19 protein-coding genes are annotated in these 16817 nt (G+C 41.1%); 8 read left to right on the plus strand and 11 right to left on the minus strand.

All coding sequences use genetic code 11. The features are described 5' to 3' along the window. Positions 1 to 6: 6 nt before the first annotated feature. The 4 genes from hisIE to rlmN all read left to right on the plus strand — a co-directional run bounded on the left by hisIE (position 7) and on the right by rlmN (position 3136). Entirely contained in the window at positions 7 to 642 is a 636-nt protein-coding gene (gene hisIE / locus NRI27_RS01525) for a bifunctional phosphoribosyl-AMP cyclohydrolase/phosphoribosyl-ATP diphosphatase HisIE (protein ID WP_371389266.1), read from the plus strand. Next, positions 635 to 1690: a histidinol-phosphate transaminase gene (hisC, locus tag NRI27_RS01530; RefSeq protein ID WP_371389267.1), complete on the plus strand. Its 1056-nt coding sequence runs from the start codon at positions 635 to 637 to the stop codon at positions 1688 to 1690. The genes hisIE and hisC overlap by 8 nt, the downstream gene beginning before the upstream one ends. Positions 1691 to 1766: 76 nt before the next feature. After that, complete coding sequence (locus tag NRI27_RS01535) at positions 1767 to 1958, plus strand: hypothetical protein (protein WP_317942680.1); 192 nt, start codon at positions 1767 to 1769, stop codon at positions 1956 to 1958. Positions 1959 to 2065: 107 nt separating this feature from the next. After that, positions 2066 to 3136, plus strand: coding sequence for a dual-specificity RNA methyltransferase RlmN (rlmN, locus tag NRI27_RS01540; RefSeq protein ID WP_371389268.1), 1071 nt, complete (start codon positions 2066 to 2068; stop codon positions 3134 to 3136). Between the two features lie 473 nt (positions 3137 to 3609). Here the strand turns inward: rlmN and NRI27_RS01545 are convergent, their stop codons facing one another. The 7 genes from NRI27_RS01545 to NRI27_RS01575 form a co-directional block, all read right to left on the minus strand. Continuing rightward, a complete protein-coding gene (locus NRI27_RS01545) occupies positions 3610 to 5040 on the minus strand; it encodes a tyrosine phenol-lyase (protein WP_371389269.1) in 1431 nt (476 codons plus the stop codon). A gap of 280 nt (positions 5041 to 5320) precedes the next feature. After that, a complete protein-coding gene (locus NRI27_RS01550; protein ID WP_371389270.1) occupies positions 5321 to 5701 on the minus strand; it encodes a hypothetical protein in 381 nt (126 codons plus the stop codon). Positions 5702 to 5813: 112 nt separating this feature from the next. Next, entirely contained in the window at positions 5814 to 6134 is a 321-nt protein-coding gene (locus NRI27_RS01555) for a YflT domain-containing protein (protein ID WP_317942686.1), read from the minus strand. Positions 6135 to 6216: 82 nt separating this feature from the next. Continuing rightward, entirely contained in the window at positions 6217 to 6528 is a 312-nt protein-coding gene (locus NRI27_RS01560) for a hypothetical protein (RefSeq protein ID WP_317942687.1), read from the minus strand. Between the two features lie 69 nt (positions 6529 to 6597). Continuing rightward, complete coding sequence (locus tag NRI27_RS01565) at positions 6598 to 7167, minus strand: SCO family protein (protein WP_371389271.1); 570 nt, start codon at positions 7165 to 7167, stop codon at positions 6598 to 6600. Then, positions 7160 to 8584, minus strand: a complete 1425-nt coding sequence (locus NRI27_RS01570) for a sensor histidine kinase (RefSeq protein ID WP_371389272.1) — start codon at positions 8582 to 8584, stop codon at positions 7160 to 7162. The genes NRI27_RS01565 and NRI27_RS01570 overlap by 8 nt, the downstream gene beginning before the upstream one ends. Beyond that, the gene (locus NRI27_RS01575; RefSeq protein WP_371389273.1) at positions 8584 to 9261 is read right to left on the minus strand and encodes a response regulator transcription factor; all 678 of its coding nucleotides are present in this window, start codon (positions 9259 to 9261) and stop codon (positions 8584 to 8586) included. The genes NRI27_RS01570 and NRI27_RS01575 overlap by 1 nt, the downstream gene beginning before the upstream one ends. Positions 9262 to 9421: 160 nt before the next feature. On the opposite strand from NRI27_RS01575, the gene NRI27_RS01580 reads away from it, so the two are divergent. From NRI27_RS01580 to NRI27_RS01595, 4 genes are all read left to right on the plus strand, one after another. Beyond that, positions 9422 to 10213 (plus strand): FixH family protein, encoded by a 792-nt coding sequence (locus NRI27_RS01580; RefSeq protein ID WP_371389274.1) that lies wholly within the window; start codon positions 9422 to 9424, stop codon positions 10211 to 10213. Positions 10214 to 10376: 163 nt separating this feature from the next. After that, positions 10377 to 10709: an ASCH domain-containing protein gene (locus tag NRI27_RS01585; RefSeq protein WP_371389275.1), complete on the plus strand. Its 333-nt coding sequence runs from the start codon at positions 10377 to 10379 to the stop codon at positions 10707 to 10709. Positions 10710 to 10717: 8 nt separating this feature from the next. Further along, complete coding sequence (locus NRI27_RS01590; RefSeq protein ID WP_371389276.1) at positions 10718 to 11158, plus strand: hypothetical protein; 441 nt, start codon at positions 10718 to 10720, stop codon at positions 11156 to 11158. Between the two features lie 121 nt (positions 11159 to 11279). Next, positions 11280 to 12131, plus strand: a complete 852-nt coding sequence (locus tag NRI27_RS01595; RefSeq protein ID WP_371389277.1) for a GNAT family N-acetyltransferase — start codon at positions 11280 to 11282, stop codon at positions 12129 to 12131. Positions 12132 to 12387: 256 nt separating this feature from the next. Here the strand turns inward: NRI27_RS01595 and NRI27_RS01600 are convergent, their stop codons facing one another. The 4 genes from NRI27_RS01600 to NRI27_RS01615 form a co-directional block, all read right to left on the minus strand. Further along, positions 12388 to 13566: a pyridoxal phosphate-dependent aminotransferase gene (locus NRI27_RS01600; protein ID WP_371389278.1), complete on the minus strand. Its 1179-nt coding sequence runs from the start codon at positions 13564 to 13566 to the stop codon at positions 12388 to 12390. Between the two features lie 147 nt (positions 13567 to 13713). Next, positions 13714 to 14448 (minus strand): hypothetical protein, encoded by a 735-nt coding sequence (locus tag NRI27_RS01605; protein ID WP_371389279.1) that lies wholly within the window; start codon positions 14446 to 14448, stop codon positions 13714 to 13716. Positions 14449 to 14583: 135 nt separating this feature from the next. Next, entirely contained in the window at positions 14584 to 16401 is a 1818-nt protein-coding gene (gene pepF, locus NRI27_RS01610; RefSeq protein WP_371389280.1) for an oligoendopeptidase F, read from the minus strand. A gap of 89 nt (positions 16402 to 16490) precedes the next feature. Next, positions 16491 to 16796, minus strand: a complete 306-nt coding sequence (locus tag NRI27_RS01615) for a hypothetical protein (protein WP_371389281.1) — start codon at positions 16794 to 16796, stop codon at positions 16491 to 16493. Positions 16797 to 16817: the final 21 nt, after the last annotated feature.

Consider the following 16817-nt stretch of genomic DNA (forward strand, 5'->3'; position numbering starts at 1 on the left):
GCGATTATGGATATCAATACACTTTCATTTAACGAAAATGGGTTACTTCCTGCGATTGTGCAAGACGATCAAACAGGAGAAGTGCTTATGCTCGCATACATGAACAAAGAAGCGATTGAACGGACGCTTGAAACAGGAGAGGCTTGGTTTTATAGTCGTTCCAGACAACAATTGTGGCACAAAGGCGCGACATCCGGCAATCGCCAACTCGTCAAACGCATTTCATTGGATTGCGATAACGATACTCTACTTTTACAAGTGGAGCCCATTGGTCCGGCCTGTCATACAGGGGAACAATCCTGTTTCTTTCAGACAATCCAAGAAGAACAGCCTTCGGTTAACAGCGTTGTCGGTGAAGTTGTCCGTGAAATTAAAGAACGACGAGACAATGCTGTAAAGGGCTCCTATACGTCGTATTTATTCCAAGAAGGCGTCGATAAAATCTTGAAAAAAATTGGTGAAGAAACGACTGAAGTGGTCATCGCAGCGAAAAATTGTGACAAAGTTGAACTGGCGAATGAGTTGGCAGACTTAACGTATCATACACTTGTTTTGATGGAGTTGTTAGAAGTGTCAGTGGAGGACGTGAAAAAAGTGCTTCGTGATCGAAGGCCGAAGAAAGAAGTGTTGCGTGTTGAGTAACTATTGGAGTGACATGGTGAAACGGACAGAGCCGTATGTGCCCGGCGAGCAACTGAATCGACCGGACATTATTAAATTGAATACAAATGAAAACCCGTATCCTCCTAGCCCGCGTGTGAAAGAAGCAATCTTACGTGAAATGGATGGACAGTTACAGAAGTATCCTTCTCCAAGTGCAACCCCACTGCGTTCCGTCATTGCAAGCCACTTCGGTGTTACAGAACAAGAAGTGTTTGTCGGTAACGGTTCGGATGAGGTGCTCGCGTTTTCATTCATGGCTTTTTTTCACCAACAGAAGAAGATTAGATTTCCAGAAGTAACGTATAGTTTTTATCCGGTCTATGCAAAGTTGTTTGCAATTCCGTATGAAACGGTACCATTGAATTACGACTTTACATTGGATGTCGATGCGTTTTTTCATTCCGAAGGCGGTATCATCCTTCCGAATCCAAATGCACCGACTAGTCTCTATGAGGACATATCGTCCATCGAACAGATTCTTCAAAAGAATCCTGACACAGTCGTAATCGTTGACGAGGCTTACATCGACTTCGGGGGAAATTCCGCGATTGAACTCACTAGCCGTTACGACAATCTTCTCGTCGTTCAGACGACTTCAAAATCCAGATCCTTAGCAGGAATGCGCGTTGGCTATGCAATCGGCAATCCGGTATTAATTGACGCTTTAATGCGCATTAAAGACTCATTTAATTCCTACACGGTAGATCGACTAGCAATGGTGGCAGCTACTGCTGCAATTGATGACGATGCATATTTCAAAAGGACAACTGAAAAAATTGTAGAGACGCGAGAGTTAACAATATCCGCGCTTCAACAAGTTGGATTCACCGTTTTGCCATCGAAGACAAACTTTGTTTTTGCAACACATGCATCTGTTCAAGCAGAGACGTTGTATAAGCAGTTAAAGGAAAATAACATCCTCGTCCGTCATTTCAATGCGCCTTTCATTGACAACTATTTACGCATTTCAATTGGTACCGATGAACAAATGGAAATGCTCCTTACAACTTTACGGAAAATACTGTAGATAAAAAATTTGTTGTCGAAGAATTGTGATAGACTGTTATACTACTAGTAAAGGGAAATTGTCCTGGAGAAGGTAGGTGTCTATCATGAATATGCCAAAATATATTGACGTTGCACTGATCATTTTTTTAAGTTATTTTGCCTTTGATCGTTTCACAACTGGACAAACAGGTATCGGCATAATGTTTTCAGTGCTTGCATTGTTGAATGTGTTCGTCCTCACAGTGAAAATTAAGCAGGATAAAAAACAAGCGAATGAACCAAAATAAGAGAAGAAACAAAAGCTGTGATTCAAGAAATCCAGCTTTTTTTCTTCGGTTTTCATGCTAAATATGTTATACTTACTGAATGCGAACTTTAGAAGTGAGGAATTGACATGAAAAAATCAATTTACGGGTTAACGTTGGAACAGCTAACAACTTGGTTAGTGGACAATGGACAAAAGAAATTCCGTGCTGCACAAGTATGGGACTGGCTTTACAAAAAGCGGGTCAGCAGTTTTGCAGACATGAAAAATATAAATAAAGACTGTCTTCAATTGTTAGAGGAGAACTTTGCGATTCAGACATTGGAGCAAGCGGTCAAACAAGTATCCGATGACGGAACGATTAAATTCCTTTTCAAAATGCAAGACGGGAATCTAATCGAAACGGTACTGATGAAATTCCCATATGGTCAATCGGTCTGCGTAACAACTCAAGTCGGTTGCAACATTGGATGTAGTTTTTGTGCAAGTGGATTATTGAAAAAGAACCGCGATTTGGATGCAGGCGAAATCGTTGGTCAAATTATGATGGTGCAAGCGCATTTGGATGAACTTGGCGAAGATGAACGCGTCAGTCATATTGTCGTTATGGGAATCGGAGAACCGTTCGATAACTATACGAACTTGATGAGCTTCCTTCGAGTTGTCAATGACCAACAAGGTCTTTCAATCGGTGCACGTCACATTACGGTTTCAACAAGTGGATTAACACCTAAAATCCGTGACTTTGCGGATGAAAACATTCAAATCAACTTGGCCGTCTCTTTGCACGCGCCGAATAATGATTTGCGAACAAGCATAATGAAAATCAACAAAGCATATCCAATCGAAAAACTGATGGATGCAATTGACTACTATTTGGAGACGACAAATCGTCGAATTACATTTGAATACATCTTGCTAAATGATGTAAATGACCACGTAGCAGAAGCTGAACAATTGGCGAAACTACTTTATAAAAAACGCCACTTGTCCTATGTCAACTTGATTCCATACAATCCAGTCGACGAACACGGACAATACCAACGCAGTACACCTGAAGCGATTAAAGCGTTTTATGAAACATTAAAGAAACGCGGCATTAACTGCGGCGTCCGTCTTGAACACGGAACAGACATCGATGCAGCATGCGGTCAGCTCCGCAGTAAGCAAATTAAAAAAGACAAAGAAAAAGCAAAATGATAAAAAAGTAGAGGAAGGAATGAATAATTCCTACTCTACTTTTTTTGCTTACAATAAAAATTACTGTTTTTTTACATTTCTTGCGTTTTAACACACATTTTCTTTCGGTAAATGACAGCAATGTCATTCACTTAGTTCATGCTGAATCATCTTGATCGTCAATGAAGCCATCTGGAAAACCGTTATACTGTCATAAACGCTGCACATTAAATGAAACACTAGTTTGTTAAAAGCATTTGGCGCGATAGTGAACTTTGATGTCAAAGAACTCCGCGCGTGTCAGATCGTTCTTCATTTCAATCCTCTAAAAGAGAAATTATCCTATAACGGCTCATAATCTCCCGGAACGCCGCATATCTCTCCGAAATGGCTCATAATCATCCCGAAAACAGCATATCTCCCCAAAACGCCGCATAACCCGCTCAGAACGCCGCATACCTCCCCAAAACGCCGCATTCCTCCCAAAAATCCACTCAAGAAATTTGCTTTACTTTATTCTCTTCATCGATTAGTTTCCCGCTTTCTGCCAACGGTGCAAAGCGTGCATTGAAGAACCGTAATGTCGGTGGCTCATACACCATCTTCAATCCGCAAATCCAATCCCGCTTTTCGTACAATGACAAAATCGAATCCACGACGACATCCATATGATTATTCGTATACACACGTCGTGGAATCGTCAACCTCACTAATTCCAAGTTCGGCTTAATATGCTCCCCAGTTTGAATATCTCGACCAGCAGACACAATGCCACGCTCCATGCTCCGTACACCTGAATCCAAATACAATGCCGCCGCAAGCGCCTGAGCAGGAAATTCTTCTTGGGCAAGGTGAGGGAGGAAAGCTTTAGCGTCCAGGAATACCGCATGACCACCAATTGGTTGAACAATTGGAATGCCTGCATCCAACAATTGTTGCCCTAAATGGCGCACTTGGCCGATCCGGTGTTCAATGTAATGATCATCGACAGCTTCACGAATCCCGATCGCCATTGCTTCCATATCACGTCCTGCCATCCCACCATAAGAAGGCATCCCTTCATAGACGACGACAAGTTCACGTGACCGAATATAGAGATCCTCATCATTCATCGCTAGGAATCCGCCGATATTGACAAGACAATCTTTCTTTCCACTCATCGTACACCCGTCCGAATAGGAAAGCATCTCCTTCAAAATGCTCGCAATCGTACGATCCCCATACCCATCTTCTCGCTCTTTAATGAAGTAAGCGTTTTCAACACAACGCGTCGCATCGAGCATGACGTCAATCGAATAGGATTGGCACAGTTCATAGACATCCTTCATATTTTGCATACTAACTGGCTGTCCGCCAGCTAGATTCACAGTGACTGCAAGACAAACATAAGGAATTTTGTTAGCACCAACTCTATCAATTAACGCTTGTAATTTTGCTAAATCAACATTCCCTTTAAACGGTAGGTTGATCGAAGGATCGTGTGCTTCGTCAATAATAATATCGACAAATGTAGCGCCATTCATTTCTTGGTGAGCACGAGTCGTCGTGAAATACATATTACCAGGAACAAAATCGCCTTCTTTGATTTTTAACTGCGATAAAATATTCTCTGCTCCACGTCCTTGATGTGTCGGTAACACATATTCATACCCATATACGTCGCGGACTGCCTGCTCTAACTGTTTCCAGCTCTTGCTACCAGCATACGCTTCGTCTCCCGTCATGAGCGCTCCCCATTGCGCATCACTCATGGCTGTTGTTCCACTATCGGTTAGTAAATCAATATACACATCTTGCGAATCAATGAGAAACGTATTAAATCCAGCACGCTTCAATGATTCTTCACGTTCCGTACGCGACAACATCGATAACGTTTCCACGCTTTTAATCTTGTACGGTTCTGCTGTTCTACGTTTGATATTCATCAACCCCTTTTTTATTTTCTCCCCCCTCATACTATAGCGAGTACCGCTTTAATGTTCAATCTATTAAAAGTAGTTCGACAATAGTAGTGTGAATACGACAAATTTTGAATGAATTATCCTTTTTGAATATGATGTAAAATTGCTGAATAAAATTAAGGCAGCCTTGGTGAATCTTTGCTCCTACCGCTACGCTTTACTCGAAAAAGCCGTTCTTCGTCACGGCTTTTACTCACGACAAAAAAACAACCCACTTAAAAGAGTAAGTAGGTTGCTTAGACGATTAAGATTCTTTCCTCTTCATCTTACGAATCGCAATCACAATAAATTGAACAATGATCGCTACACCAAAACCGAATGAAGTGATCATATATAACGATAAAACACCAATGACGTCGCCAAATCCGTCTGTATTCATAAGGAAGCTTCTAAAAAACTCTGCAAAGGCAAGTACAAGCGCTACCATGAAAACCCTGTAAGCGATTTTCATGTTGTAAAAGAGCATGACAGCTGCAATGATGCCAACGGTCAAGCTAAACACGCCGAATGCTAAATAATTTTTAAATGTCAATTCTGTTCCTAAGATCGTCCGTATACCCAAAATGAGTAGAACGAAGGAAGTCAGCCCTGTAAAAAAGCCGATTTTCCATAATTTACTGTCCATAACTTCGCACCCTCTCTCCGTACATATCATACAAGAAAACGGGGGAGGAGGGTAGGGAAATGGAAAACAGCTCGCACTTAGTAGACTAGTGCGAGCTGTCGAACAATCATTATTATTTTCGTGCAATCAATACAAGTTTACCGTGATCAAGTTCACGTTCCGCATCAGCAGCATCTTCAGCTGTCAAACCAGCTGCTTCCATCTTGTTACGTAACTCGTCACCGCGTGAAGAAAACATGTTTTTCATACTATCGAGGAAGCCTTGTTCCTGCATCCCGACAGATTCTGTATCAAGTGCGTCTGTAATATCATCAGATCGTTTTTTATCATGCGCGAAGATATAGATGTCGTCATGTGTAAAACCTTGGCGCGTCAATTCTTCAATCTCACTTTTTGCTTGTACGGCATTTTCTACAATTCTCTTAACTGTCATGTCAACATTACCTCCATATCGTATTTGTTGTATATATACCTCAATACGCTATTTTTAAACAAGGAACGTTTACAAAGTCCAGTTAGTATTCGATCGAATTGCCTTTTAATCTACGATAGGCGCTCATGAATTCTTTCGGATCCGTTTGGACGCCGTATGTGAACACGCCTTGGTTTGTATGGAGATAAAAGAGGCCAGTGCCGTTGGAAAAAGGGCGATAGGACATATCCAGAACAGTTTCCAACGAAAAGGTACGCTCTGACGTTGTTACCATCTCTACATGCAACGTCATGCTGTTTGCTTGTTGTTCCTGTTTCTGTTGAAACCATTCAATCGACCGCTCGATTGTGAAGTAGGTCAATGTTGAAATTGGGGCATTGTTCGGTTCAGTCAAGTGGATTCCTCCCGGGCAAGTCTTGTTCTTATGCTATCAGATTTTTACTCCCGTTCCAAAGAATCACCATCAGTGTAGATAACGTTTCACTTCTTTTAGCAACTTTTCTTCAAAATCGTCTTCTGCATAGTTGAATTCATTCACAATAAAACCTTCTGGATTGATCAAATAAAAGTTTGTCCCATGAATGACTTGGTCGGACGTTTTAGGTTTTTGAACGATAGTTTGAAACTGTTCTAACGCTAGGTTTTTGATGGCTTCTTGAGAGTAGCCCGTCAAAAGATGCCAATTCGAATCATCTTCCGTAAATTGTGTCACATATGCTTTGAGTTTTTCAGGCGTATCAACCATCGGGTCAACCGTAAAAGAAACGAATTGAACGTCCAACTCTTGCTCGCTAGCCATTTGTTGAAGTTCTGCCATTTCAAACGTCATTGGAGGACAGACTGTTTCACATTCAGTGAAAATAAAATTGGCAACCCAAACCTCACCTTTTAATTCATCTGTACCAAAAGATTCTCCATCTTGATCCGTAAATGAAAAGGATGCGATTTGCCTACCAGACTGTTGAGGCGAACTACAAGCTGCTAACAGTACCAGCGTTAGAAGGAGCAAGTGAATGAATTTGCGATTATTCATTAGACATCCCATCTTTCTGTTCAGTCGGTGTACGATTGATGCGTATATTCACAGTCGTTCCTATAACAGGATCGCTTGTAATTGTGAATGTGCCACCATGTAAACGAACGATTTCTTTAACAATAGATAGTCCGAGACCCGAGCCGCCCGTTGTTCGATTCCGTGCTTTATCGGTTCTGAAAAAACGTTCTCCGAGTCGTTGTAAATCCTCCGTTGCAATGGATATTCCTTCATTCGTCACTATGAATTCGACAAATTGTCCATCTTGTTTTAAGTGAACAAGTAGCTTTCCGCTCTTCGTTGAATACTTTACGGCATTATCAAGAACGTTGTAGAAAACTTGTTGAATCCGTTGTGCATCACCGATGATGACAATGTCTTCTTCAATTATTGTTTCTAAATGTAACCCTTTTTCAGCGATTCGCACGTGGAATAAATGAAGTGTATCCAATACGATTTGTGCTAATGCTATCGGTTCGCGCTTTAAAACGTATAAATCACCTTGCAAATGATTGAGCTCCACTAAATCATTTATGAGTTTGTTTAAACGACCCGTCTCTTTTTCGATCGTGCTTAAATAGCTTTCTGCTTCTTCAGGTGAAGAGTAAATTTTGTCTTTTAACGCTTGTGTATACCCACCGATATACGTCAACGGCGTCCGTAATTCATGGACAATGTTTGACGTGAATTCTTTCTTACGTTCCTCTTGTTGCTTCAAGGATTCACTCATCGAGTTAAAAGCGTTCGCCAGTTGTCCGATCTCATCTTCACGTTCTACGGCAATTCGATTCTGATAGTTGCCTTTTGACACTTCCGTTGAAAATTGCTGCAACTGACGTAACGGATTGAACAACGATCGCCAAGCGCGATTAATGATAAGAAAAAGAATGAAAAAGAACAGCGATCCGACAATGAGCAACAGGGGAATGCTTTCTCGAAAAACATCTTGAATGGCAGCGAGCGGTACATAAATATAAATGAAGCCGATTAGACCGTCCTCGCCTTTGATTGGAAAGATGGCACCAAGTATTTCACGATCCAATTCCTCCACATAGCCTTCTTTTAAGACGTAAGAACCTTTTTCAAGCTTGGCATAGTCAGAGGCATTCACTAAATCCTTTGTGTTGATTTTATACGGGAAGTATGACGTTAACGCTTCCAATTCATCCACTACAATGATTTCATATTCAGAAACAATGTTATACCATTGAATCTTTTCAATAATCTCTTCACTTAATTCGCCATAATGGTAGTGTGAAGTGGTCCGCTTCCCTTGATAGATAATGGATTCCTCAATGCTCGACAAATACAAGTTGGAATAAAGGAAGTGGAGAAAGAAAAAAGAAAAAAGGATCGTAAAAGCAATACTCGCAAGAAGTATGGCTAATATTTTTTTGCTCAAGGTGAGCCTTTTCATCATTTCACCTCAAATTTATAGCCGATGCCCCATACTGTTTCGATCAAACCACCCGATTCACCCATTTTGAGTCGGAGTGTTTTTATATGTGTATCAACTGTACGATCGGTACTTTGATGTTGGTCTCCCCATACAAGTTCCAATAATTGCTCTCTCGTATAGACGCGGCCGGCGTTTTTTGCTAACGTTTCCAGGATTCCGAATTCCTTTAACGTCAACGATAAAGGTTGATTGTTTAATTGAACCGTATGCGCCATATGATCAATGACGAGTGGACCAATCCTCAAAATATGTGAGGTGGTGTTTTGCTGATACGTTCTTCGCAAGACCGATTCGATGCGTGCAAGTAATTCACCCGGCATGAACGGTTTGACGACATAATCGTCACCACCAAGTTTCAGTCCCTCGATTTTATCCCATTCTTCCCCTTTAGCCGACAAAAATAGTAGAGGGATGTTCGTTGTCCGTTTGATCTCTTTTGCAAAAGCAAACCCATCCATATAAGGCATCATCACATCAACAATACATAAATGCGGTTGCATTTTATACACCTTCGCCAAGGCATCTACACCGTCTGTCGCTTCCTCGACTGTATAACCGTCTCGTTCTAAAAACGTGCGAATAAGTTTCCTCATTTGTGGTTCATCATCTATGATTAATATTGAATAAGGTTTCATACACGACCCTCTTTTCAGCTTCATGATTGTGGTAAATAGTAGCTGGAATATATGAAATACTTGTGAAGTGAGTGACTTCATAGTAATTTCTTATTTACTTGATACTATCATACTGAACAAAAAATGTTTGTGTAAATAAATGAATGTGGAGGTCTTTCGAATGAAGAAAAAATTGAGTGCAATCGGACTACTGGTAGGATTGCTCGTATTGGCAGCATGCGGAAAAGCCGAAGAGGCAGATCAGGGGGCATCTACAGAAGTGCTCCCATTAAACGTGGAGCTCACTGTTACGGAACAAGCTGAAATTGGTGAGACAGTTACGATGGAAGCGATTGTCACATATGGGGATGAAAAAGTAGAAGATGCCGACAAAGTTGTATTTGAAGTGTGGGAAGAAGGGAAGAAAGAAGATTCTATTATGATCGATGCTGTAAATGAAAAGAATGGTTCATACACAGCTGAAACGACGTTTGACCATGATGGCTTGTTTCATATCCAATCCCACGTTGATGCAAAACAATTGCATTCGATGCCTGTGAAAAAAGTGACAATCGGCCATGGGGCTTCTGCAGAAGAGACGCATGAGGAAGGGCACGGTGATGACCACGGTGAGGGACATGAAGAAGGACACGGCGCGCATGAACATGGGCATACGGATGGTTTTGCCCTTCATTTTGTAAATCCCGAAAACCCAACGACGACTGCTGGAACTGAACTGATGACACACTTACAAATTGACGGTAAACCACTTGAACAAGCAGATGTACGGTATGAAATTTCTAGTGAAGTACTTGGCGATAAGCATTTATGGGTAGATGCATCGGAAACGGTAGCTGGTGAATATACAGCAACTCACACTTTTGAAAAAGCGGGCTCTTACGTTGTGAAAATACATGTGAAAAACGATGATGGATTGCATGAGCATGAAGAGTACACAGTTGAAGTGAAGTAAAGTAACGATTTCTTCAGCTGAATTTCAATTGAATGATGTAGCAACTGACAAGAGTCTCAACGGCTCTTGTTTTTTAGTGGCATAATGAATGGGAATAAAAAAATGGATATAATTACGTCTTCCATATAAAATAGAACTACTAGAAAAGGAGCGGTGATTGTTTATGATGGAATATCCAGAAAAAACGTGTTCAGTGGAGCGGCTTGTAACCGTGCCAGCAGATGTTGAAAGAGTGTTAAAAGGAGAGAAAACAGCTACCCGAAGAAATGGTGTCTATGCTTATCCAGATGAGATTATGGAATTGGATGGGAAACAATTCAAAGTCGATAAATTATATCGTCAACAACTTGGCGAAATGACGGATGAACACGCAAAGCAAGAAGGGTATCCTTCGTTGGAAGACTATAAACAATCCATTCTTGCCTTGCACCCAAAGATGCCTTGGCTGCCGACAATGAAGGTGTGGGTCCACGAGTTCAGCCCAGTAGAAAAGTAAGCTAACCGATGAACTATTTTTATGGTGCACTCGTCTATGCCCATGTAGTATCCGCTGTCCTCGCAATCGGACCATTATTTCTGCTGTTGCCAATCATTAAGCGGTTACGGAGAAGTGAACTTCCATACGAAAGTGCCTATTTGTCCATTATTTATGTAACGGTTCGTTTGGTCATGCACGCTGGTCACGTTCTTGTGGGCACTGGCGTTCTACTTGTACTTCTTGGGCCTTGGCCATGGTATACATCCTGGGTCATTGCAACGCTTATCGTCTTGCTCATTTCCGGATTTTTCCTAGCGACTGGCTTTTCGAAAGTACTAAAAAGCTATTATTTATCCTCAAACAACAAGGAAGTCATTTTGACAAGGCTACAACGGACATGTTGGATCTATATCGTGCTAATGTTAGTCATGCTGTGGCTAATGGTTCAAAAACCGGTATTATGGTGATTTTATATGCATCATGTACTGGAAGGGATGTGCATAAATGGTGCACATCCTTTTTATGTGCAAAGGTGACAATTCAAACCTTTCAAGCTATAATGCATAGAAAAGAAATGGGGAAACGATTATGCAATGGACGCGCTATCATGATGCAGAGAAGTTTGCTAGCATTGCTGAACCGATTGTCATGAAACAAGAAGACGTGTTCAGCCTATTTTTAGGAGTTCTTCAGGCAATTAAACAAGGAAAATATGAAAACCCTTTTCTTGCTACTGTAGAGGAAGGCAATGCCATTTTAGCTATTGTCCAAATGACACCGCCGCACCCTTTGAACGTAGTCATCGTGAATGAAAGTCGAATGGAAGAAGTGATTGCCTTCCTAATCCATAACTTGGTCGCCAGCAATGTGGAGGTTCCGGGTGTCATTAGTTTGAAACCGTGGGCGTCCCTCTTTGCGAGTGAATGGTGTACAACAACTGGTCAGCAGCAGAAGTTGCTGATGGATCAAGGACTTTATCGATTAGATGAAGTCGATGACTCGTTACAATTGAGTCCAGGGGAATGGCGGTTTGCCACTGAAGATGATAGTCCGTTAATTGAAGAGTGGATTACACTTTTTGAAGAGGATACACATCTACCTAAAAGTCCACAATCTACAGTTAAAGAACGTGCCGCTACTTTCATTGCAGCAAGGGAAATATTTCTTTGGGTCAACGGTGGAGAAGTTGTTTCCATGATGAAGAAAGCGAGACCAACAGAAAATAGTGTCACGGTTTCCTTAGTGTTCACACCGAAAGCGGAACGGAAAAAAGGGTATGCAAGAACAATGGTCCTGGAAGGTTCCAATGAATTGTTAAAGGACTATCAATTCTGTGTTTTGTATACAGACATGTTAAATCCGACTTCGAATAAAATTTATCAAGAAATTGGCTATAAACGAATTGCTGATTCGGTCCATATTGGGTTTACAGAGTGCTAAAGTTTCAAACTGAAGCCTTTCCTGAGGGAGAGGTTTTTTATGTGAATAAAAATCTGGGTTTTTGCGTTGAAATAGGAGAAACTCCTCTAAAAATCTAGCCTATTCAACATTTTTATCGTTCTATCGTTCTATCGTTCACTTTTTTCATTCTATCAATCACTTTCACAATTCTATCGATCATTTTAGGACTTTACTCTCACAATTCATTCAAAAAAAGAAGGACGTCGCAACCCGTCCTTCCATTTTCTACAAAAGCTTAAACACAACTATTCGAAAATATCCCTAACTTCTCAATCCGTCCAACCGCTTCTTTTATCCGCTCTTCGCTCGCCAACAAACCAACGCGAACGTATCCTTCACCGTGTTTCCCGAAACCATGACCTGGTGCAACGACGACGCCTGCTTTTTCAAGTAAAATATCGGCAAACGTCTCACTTGTATAACCTTCTGGAACGAGAAGCCAAGCGAAGAAGGAAGCTTTCGGTGCATTGACTGCCCATCCGATCCGTCTGCATTCATCAATTAACATATTACGTCGTCCTTCATATAATGCGGTCAACTCTTTCACGCATGTCTGGTCTTCAGCTAACGCTGCAATGGCCGCGTGTTGAATGGCAGGGAAGATACTGATGAATAAATAATTTTGGATTTGATTAATCGCTTCGATCATTTCCGCATTGCCCACTGCGAACGCTACACGCCAGCCGGCCATATTATACGTTTTGGACAATGTATACATTTCAATGCCAACTTCTTTTGCTCCTTCAGCTTGTAAGAAACTAACCGGTTTTTGACCGTCAAATCCAATACCACCGTACGCCATATCATGGAGGACGAAAATCGCATTTTCTTTGGCAAAAGAGACAGTTTCGTTAAAAAACGGTATGGTTGCCACCGCGCTCGTCGGGTTGTTCGGGTAATTCAGATACATCATTTTTGCCTGTCTTCGCGTTTCATCTGACAAAGCGTTGAAATTCGGTAAGAAACCATTCTGTTCAAGAAGGGGCATCGTCTCATAGCGGATATTCGCCAAGCTGACGCCTGATAAATAATCCGGATATCCGGGATCTGGTAATAAGAGCAGCTCCCCTTCATTCATCATTGCGAGTGGCAATTCCACGAGCCCGATTTTGGAACCACCGATGATGGCAACTTCTGTTTCAGGATCTACTTCGACGTTATATTCCCGTTTGTAGAAATCTGCCACAGCTTGTCTAAATTGTGGAATCCCTTTAAACGGTGAATAACCATGGGTATCTGGGCGCTCGGCTGCTTGTTGTAGTGCTGTAATGATATGCGGGGGTGTCGGTTGGTCTGGATTACCTCTGCCAAGATTAATAATGTCCATACCTGCTGCTTTGGCAGCCTCTACTTTCTTTACTAATGTAGAAAAAAAATGGGGTGGCATGTTCTTCACACGGTTCGAAATCAGCATGTAACGACCTCTTTTTCGTATTTTTTGAACTTGTCTGACTGGGTGTTGCTTTCATTCTACTATATGCATGATAGGAAACTCAACATGAACATGAACTCGATAGAAAAAGCTGCTAATCCTTTAACAATCAAGGATAGCAGCTTATGATTATTTTTGATTCATGACAAAAGTTAATAATGAAATCCAATGTTCGGCGTCTTGTTTTACTGATGTATAGCTTGCTGATTTGCGTTTTAACCGTTTATCAAGATTGGAGTAAAACCGGACAATGCGATAAGGCTTTTCCTCATCATCAAGCAGTACTTTCATTTCCAACGTTGCCACTTTACGATAAATGACCTTTCGGATTAAGGTGGACTTGTTCGTAATGATTTGCTCGACGGATTGACCAAGTTCCTCAATTCTTTCGATCGTTTTTGGTGCTTCATTCACGACAGTTTGTTGCCTTGTCCCGTTTTCAAACAATTCAACAGCTAATAGTTGTTGGTATGTATACGATTTAACCGTATAAGGCATATGTAAATACGCTTTTGTAAGCGGTTTTCCATCACTTGTTTCAGGTTCCCAAAAGTAAATGCGGCGATTTTTTTCATCCACAGCTATTTTGGACAATAAATCATAGGAGACAAATGCGTGTGATTCGTTGTAATTGGGTGAAGTAGGCTTAAATGAATTTAAATAATCGAGCTGTTTCTGCTTCACTTTTTGTTCTGCTCTAATTGACAAATTCAAGAACAATACACCGAACCCAAAGAACAGCGCAAAGAAAGTGAAGCCAGGAATGATGGCATCCGTATTTAACAAGTAGACTAACAAGCCAATTCCTATTATTGGTGCAAGACACCCAAATCGTATATACCAATTGGATTGCGCGGAAGGCAAGAAGAATCCCTCTTTTCAAAAATGGTTTGTGTACACTAGCTATCATATCGAACTATTTAATCCGTGACAACATTGAGAAAGCTGCCAATTTACCGAAGTTACGATAGTTGGCAGCTAAGCAATGAAAGACCGTTGTTAAATTGTGACTCCCTCAATTTCTTCTGTCAATTCTACGAGTTGGTCAATCAAATCACCGATATACGCGATTGTATCTTTCAATGGTTGTTCAGTCGTAATATCGACACCAGCCATTTTTGACAGTTCGGCAGGCGGTTTCGTCCCACCTGCTTGTAACACTTTTAACCAATCTTCAACAGCAGGTTGTCCTTCAGATAGGATTCGCTTGGAAACTTGTGTTGAAATGGTTAAGCCTGCACTATACGTATACGGATACAAGCCCATATAGTAATGAGGTTGGCGCATCCAAGTTAACTCTGCACCTTCATTGATTTTGACATCATCGCCCCAGAACTCTTCTAATACGCCACGTTTCAAATTGTTCAAGACGTTTGCATTCACACTACCGCCTGCATCAATACGCTCGTAAACCTTTCTTTGGTACGCCGCTTCCAATAAATGCGTCACAAAGTTGTGGTAATACGTACGTGCTACAATTGATGAAATGACCCAACGCTTGAATTTCGGATCGTCTGAATTTGATAACAAATGGTTGGCAACAAGCATTTCATTCATCGTAGATGGTGCTTCTATGAAGTAAGTGGACGGTCGTGAATTAAAATAGTTTTGGTGTTGATGCGCATTGTAAAAATGTCCAGCATGTCCAAGTTCATGAGCAAGTACGAATACATCTTCCATACTACCTGTCCAAGAGATTAATATATACGGATGGGTTCCATATGGGCTTGAACAGAAAGCACCCGTTGATTTTCCAACGTTTTGTGCAAAATCCGTCCAACGTTCATCATACGAGCGGTTCACCATGTCCATATAGTCGTCACCCATGATGGCAAGGGATTCTTTAATGTATTTCTTTGATTCTTCAATTGTAATTTTAGGCTCGTAATTCGGATCTAACGGCACTTTTAAATCTGAAAAAGTCATTTCATCCAGACGATGGACTTTTTGAAGGAGCTTCGCGTATTTACGCATATGTGGTGCGAGCTCATTCATGATCAAATCAATTTGGCGGTCATACATGGATCGATCGACTTCTTGATTGAACAAAAGGGAGTCAAACACTGTATCATAACCACGTAGATCTGAAATGGTCTTTTCTTTTTGCAATTGCATATCATACGTCTTCGCTTGTGTATGTTGGTACTCTTTCAGCTTCGCATGGAACGCATCATATGCGGCTCTTCGCTTTTCAGTATCAGGTTCTTGTTCCCAGCCACCTTCAAAAGAAATATAGCTGAGTGGGAACTTCTCTCCATGCACTTCAAAATCATCAAATTTCATATCGACTAATTTTGTCGTATCGTATAATCCGTAAGGTGCGTTTAATACCGATGATAGGGCCGCTAACGTACGCTCAACTTCCGGATGTAGTTTATAAGGTTTTTGGCGAATCAATTCTTCCAAGTAATTTTTGTATTCGGCGGATTGTTCCATCGCTTTTTCCAATAGTTCAATCGGTAATTCCGAAATCTCACTTGAGAAGAAAGCCAGTTGACTACCCAATTTTGAAGCAATTGAACCGAATTTGCTTGCACGCATTTGTGCTTCATCGTTCGTTTGATCGACGCTGAGTGCCAAGTTCGTATAAGCTCCGATTGGCACCAATTTACCCATAATCGCAGCGTATCCGTCAATCGCTTCGATAACGGAAGAGTCATCCGTCATGTTGCCTTTGAAGCGTTCAGCAAAAGCAGCGACTGTAGCTTGTACATCTTTAATCGCTTCGTTATAAGCATCTTCTGTTTTAAATAAATCCTCTAGATTCCATGTTTCTTCAACTGCTACTGCTGAACGTGGTGGTAAGCTTTTAACCATTCTCATCTCTCCCTTATTACGGTATTCGAACTAATTACAGTATATAGTAGTATGCTAGAAAAGGGAAATGAATGTGAACATTCAGGCACTCAATTTTTTCGTGTAGACAACCGGGCAATTTCATCCGCAACTACAAATGCCAAGTCTTCATTGCCAAATAGCTGAAGAACGTCAAGCATTGTTTCATTGTCAATGAACAACTCGTCAACAGAATCGTCTGCTTCCACAATTTCCTTCAAACGCTCGTTTTGTTGTTGGTGAGGATAAGCTGTTTTGTAAAGCGTTTGTGCATCTAACTTGTGATTGTTGCACCATTGTACAAACAGACGAATCATCAGTGTCTCATCTTCTTGATATTTTTGAATAACACGTTCGTCAATATTTTCAAACTTCATTGTTTTCGCCTCCAAGGATAA

It is taken from the genome of Sporosarcina sp. OR05, from assembly GCF_041414805.1.
Lineage (GTDB): Bacteria > Bacillota > Bacilli > Bacillales_A > Planococcaceae > Sporosarcina > Sporosarcina saromensis.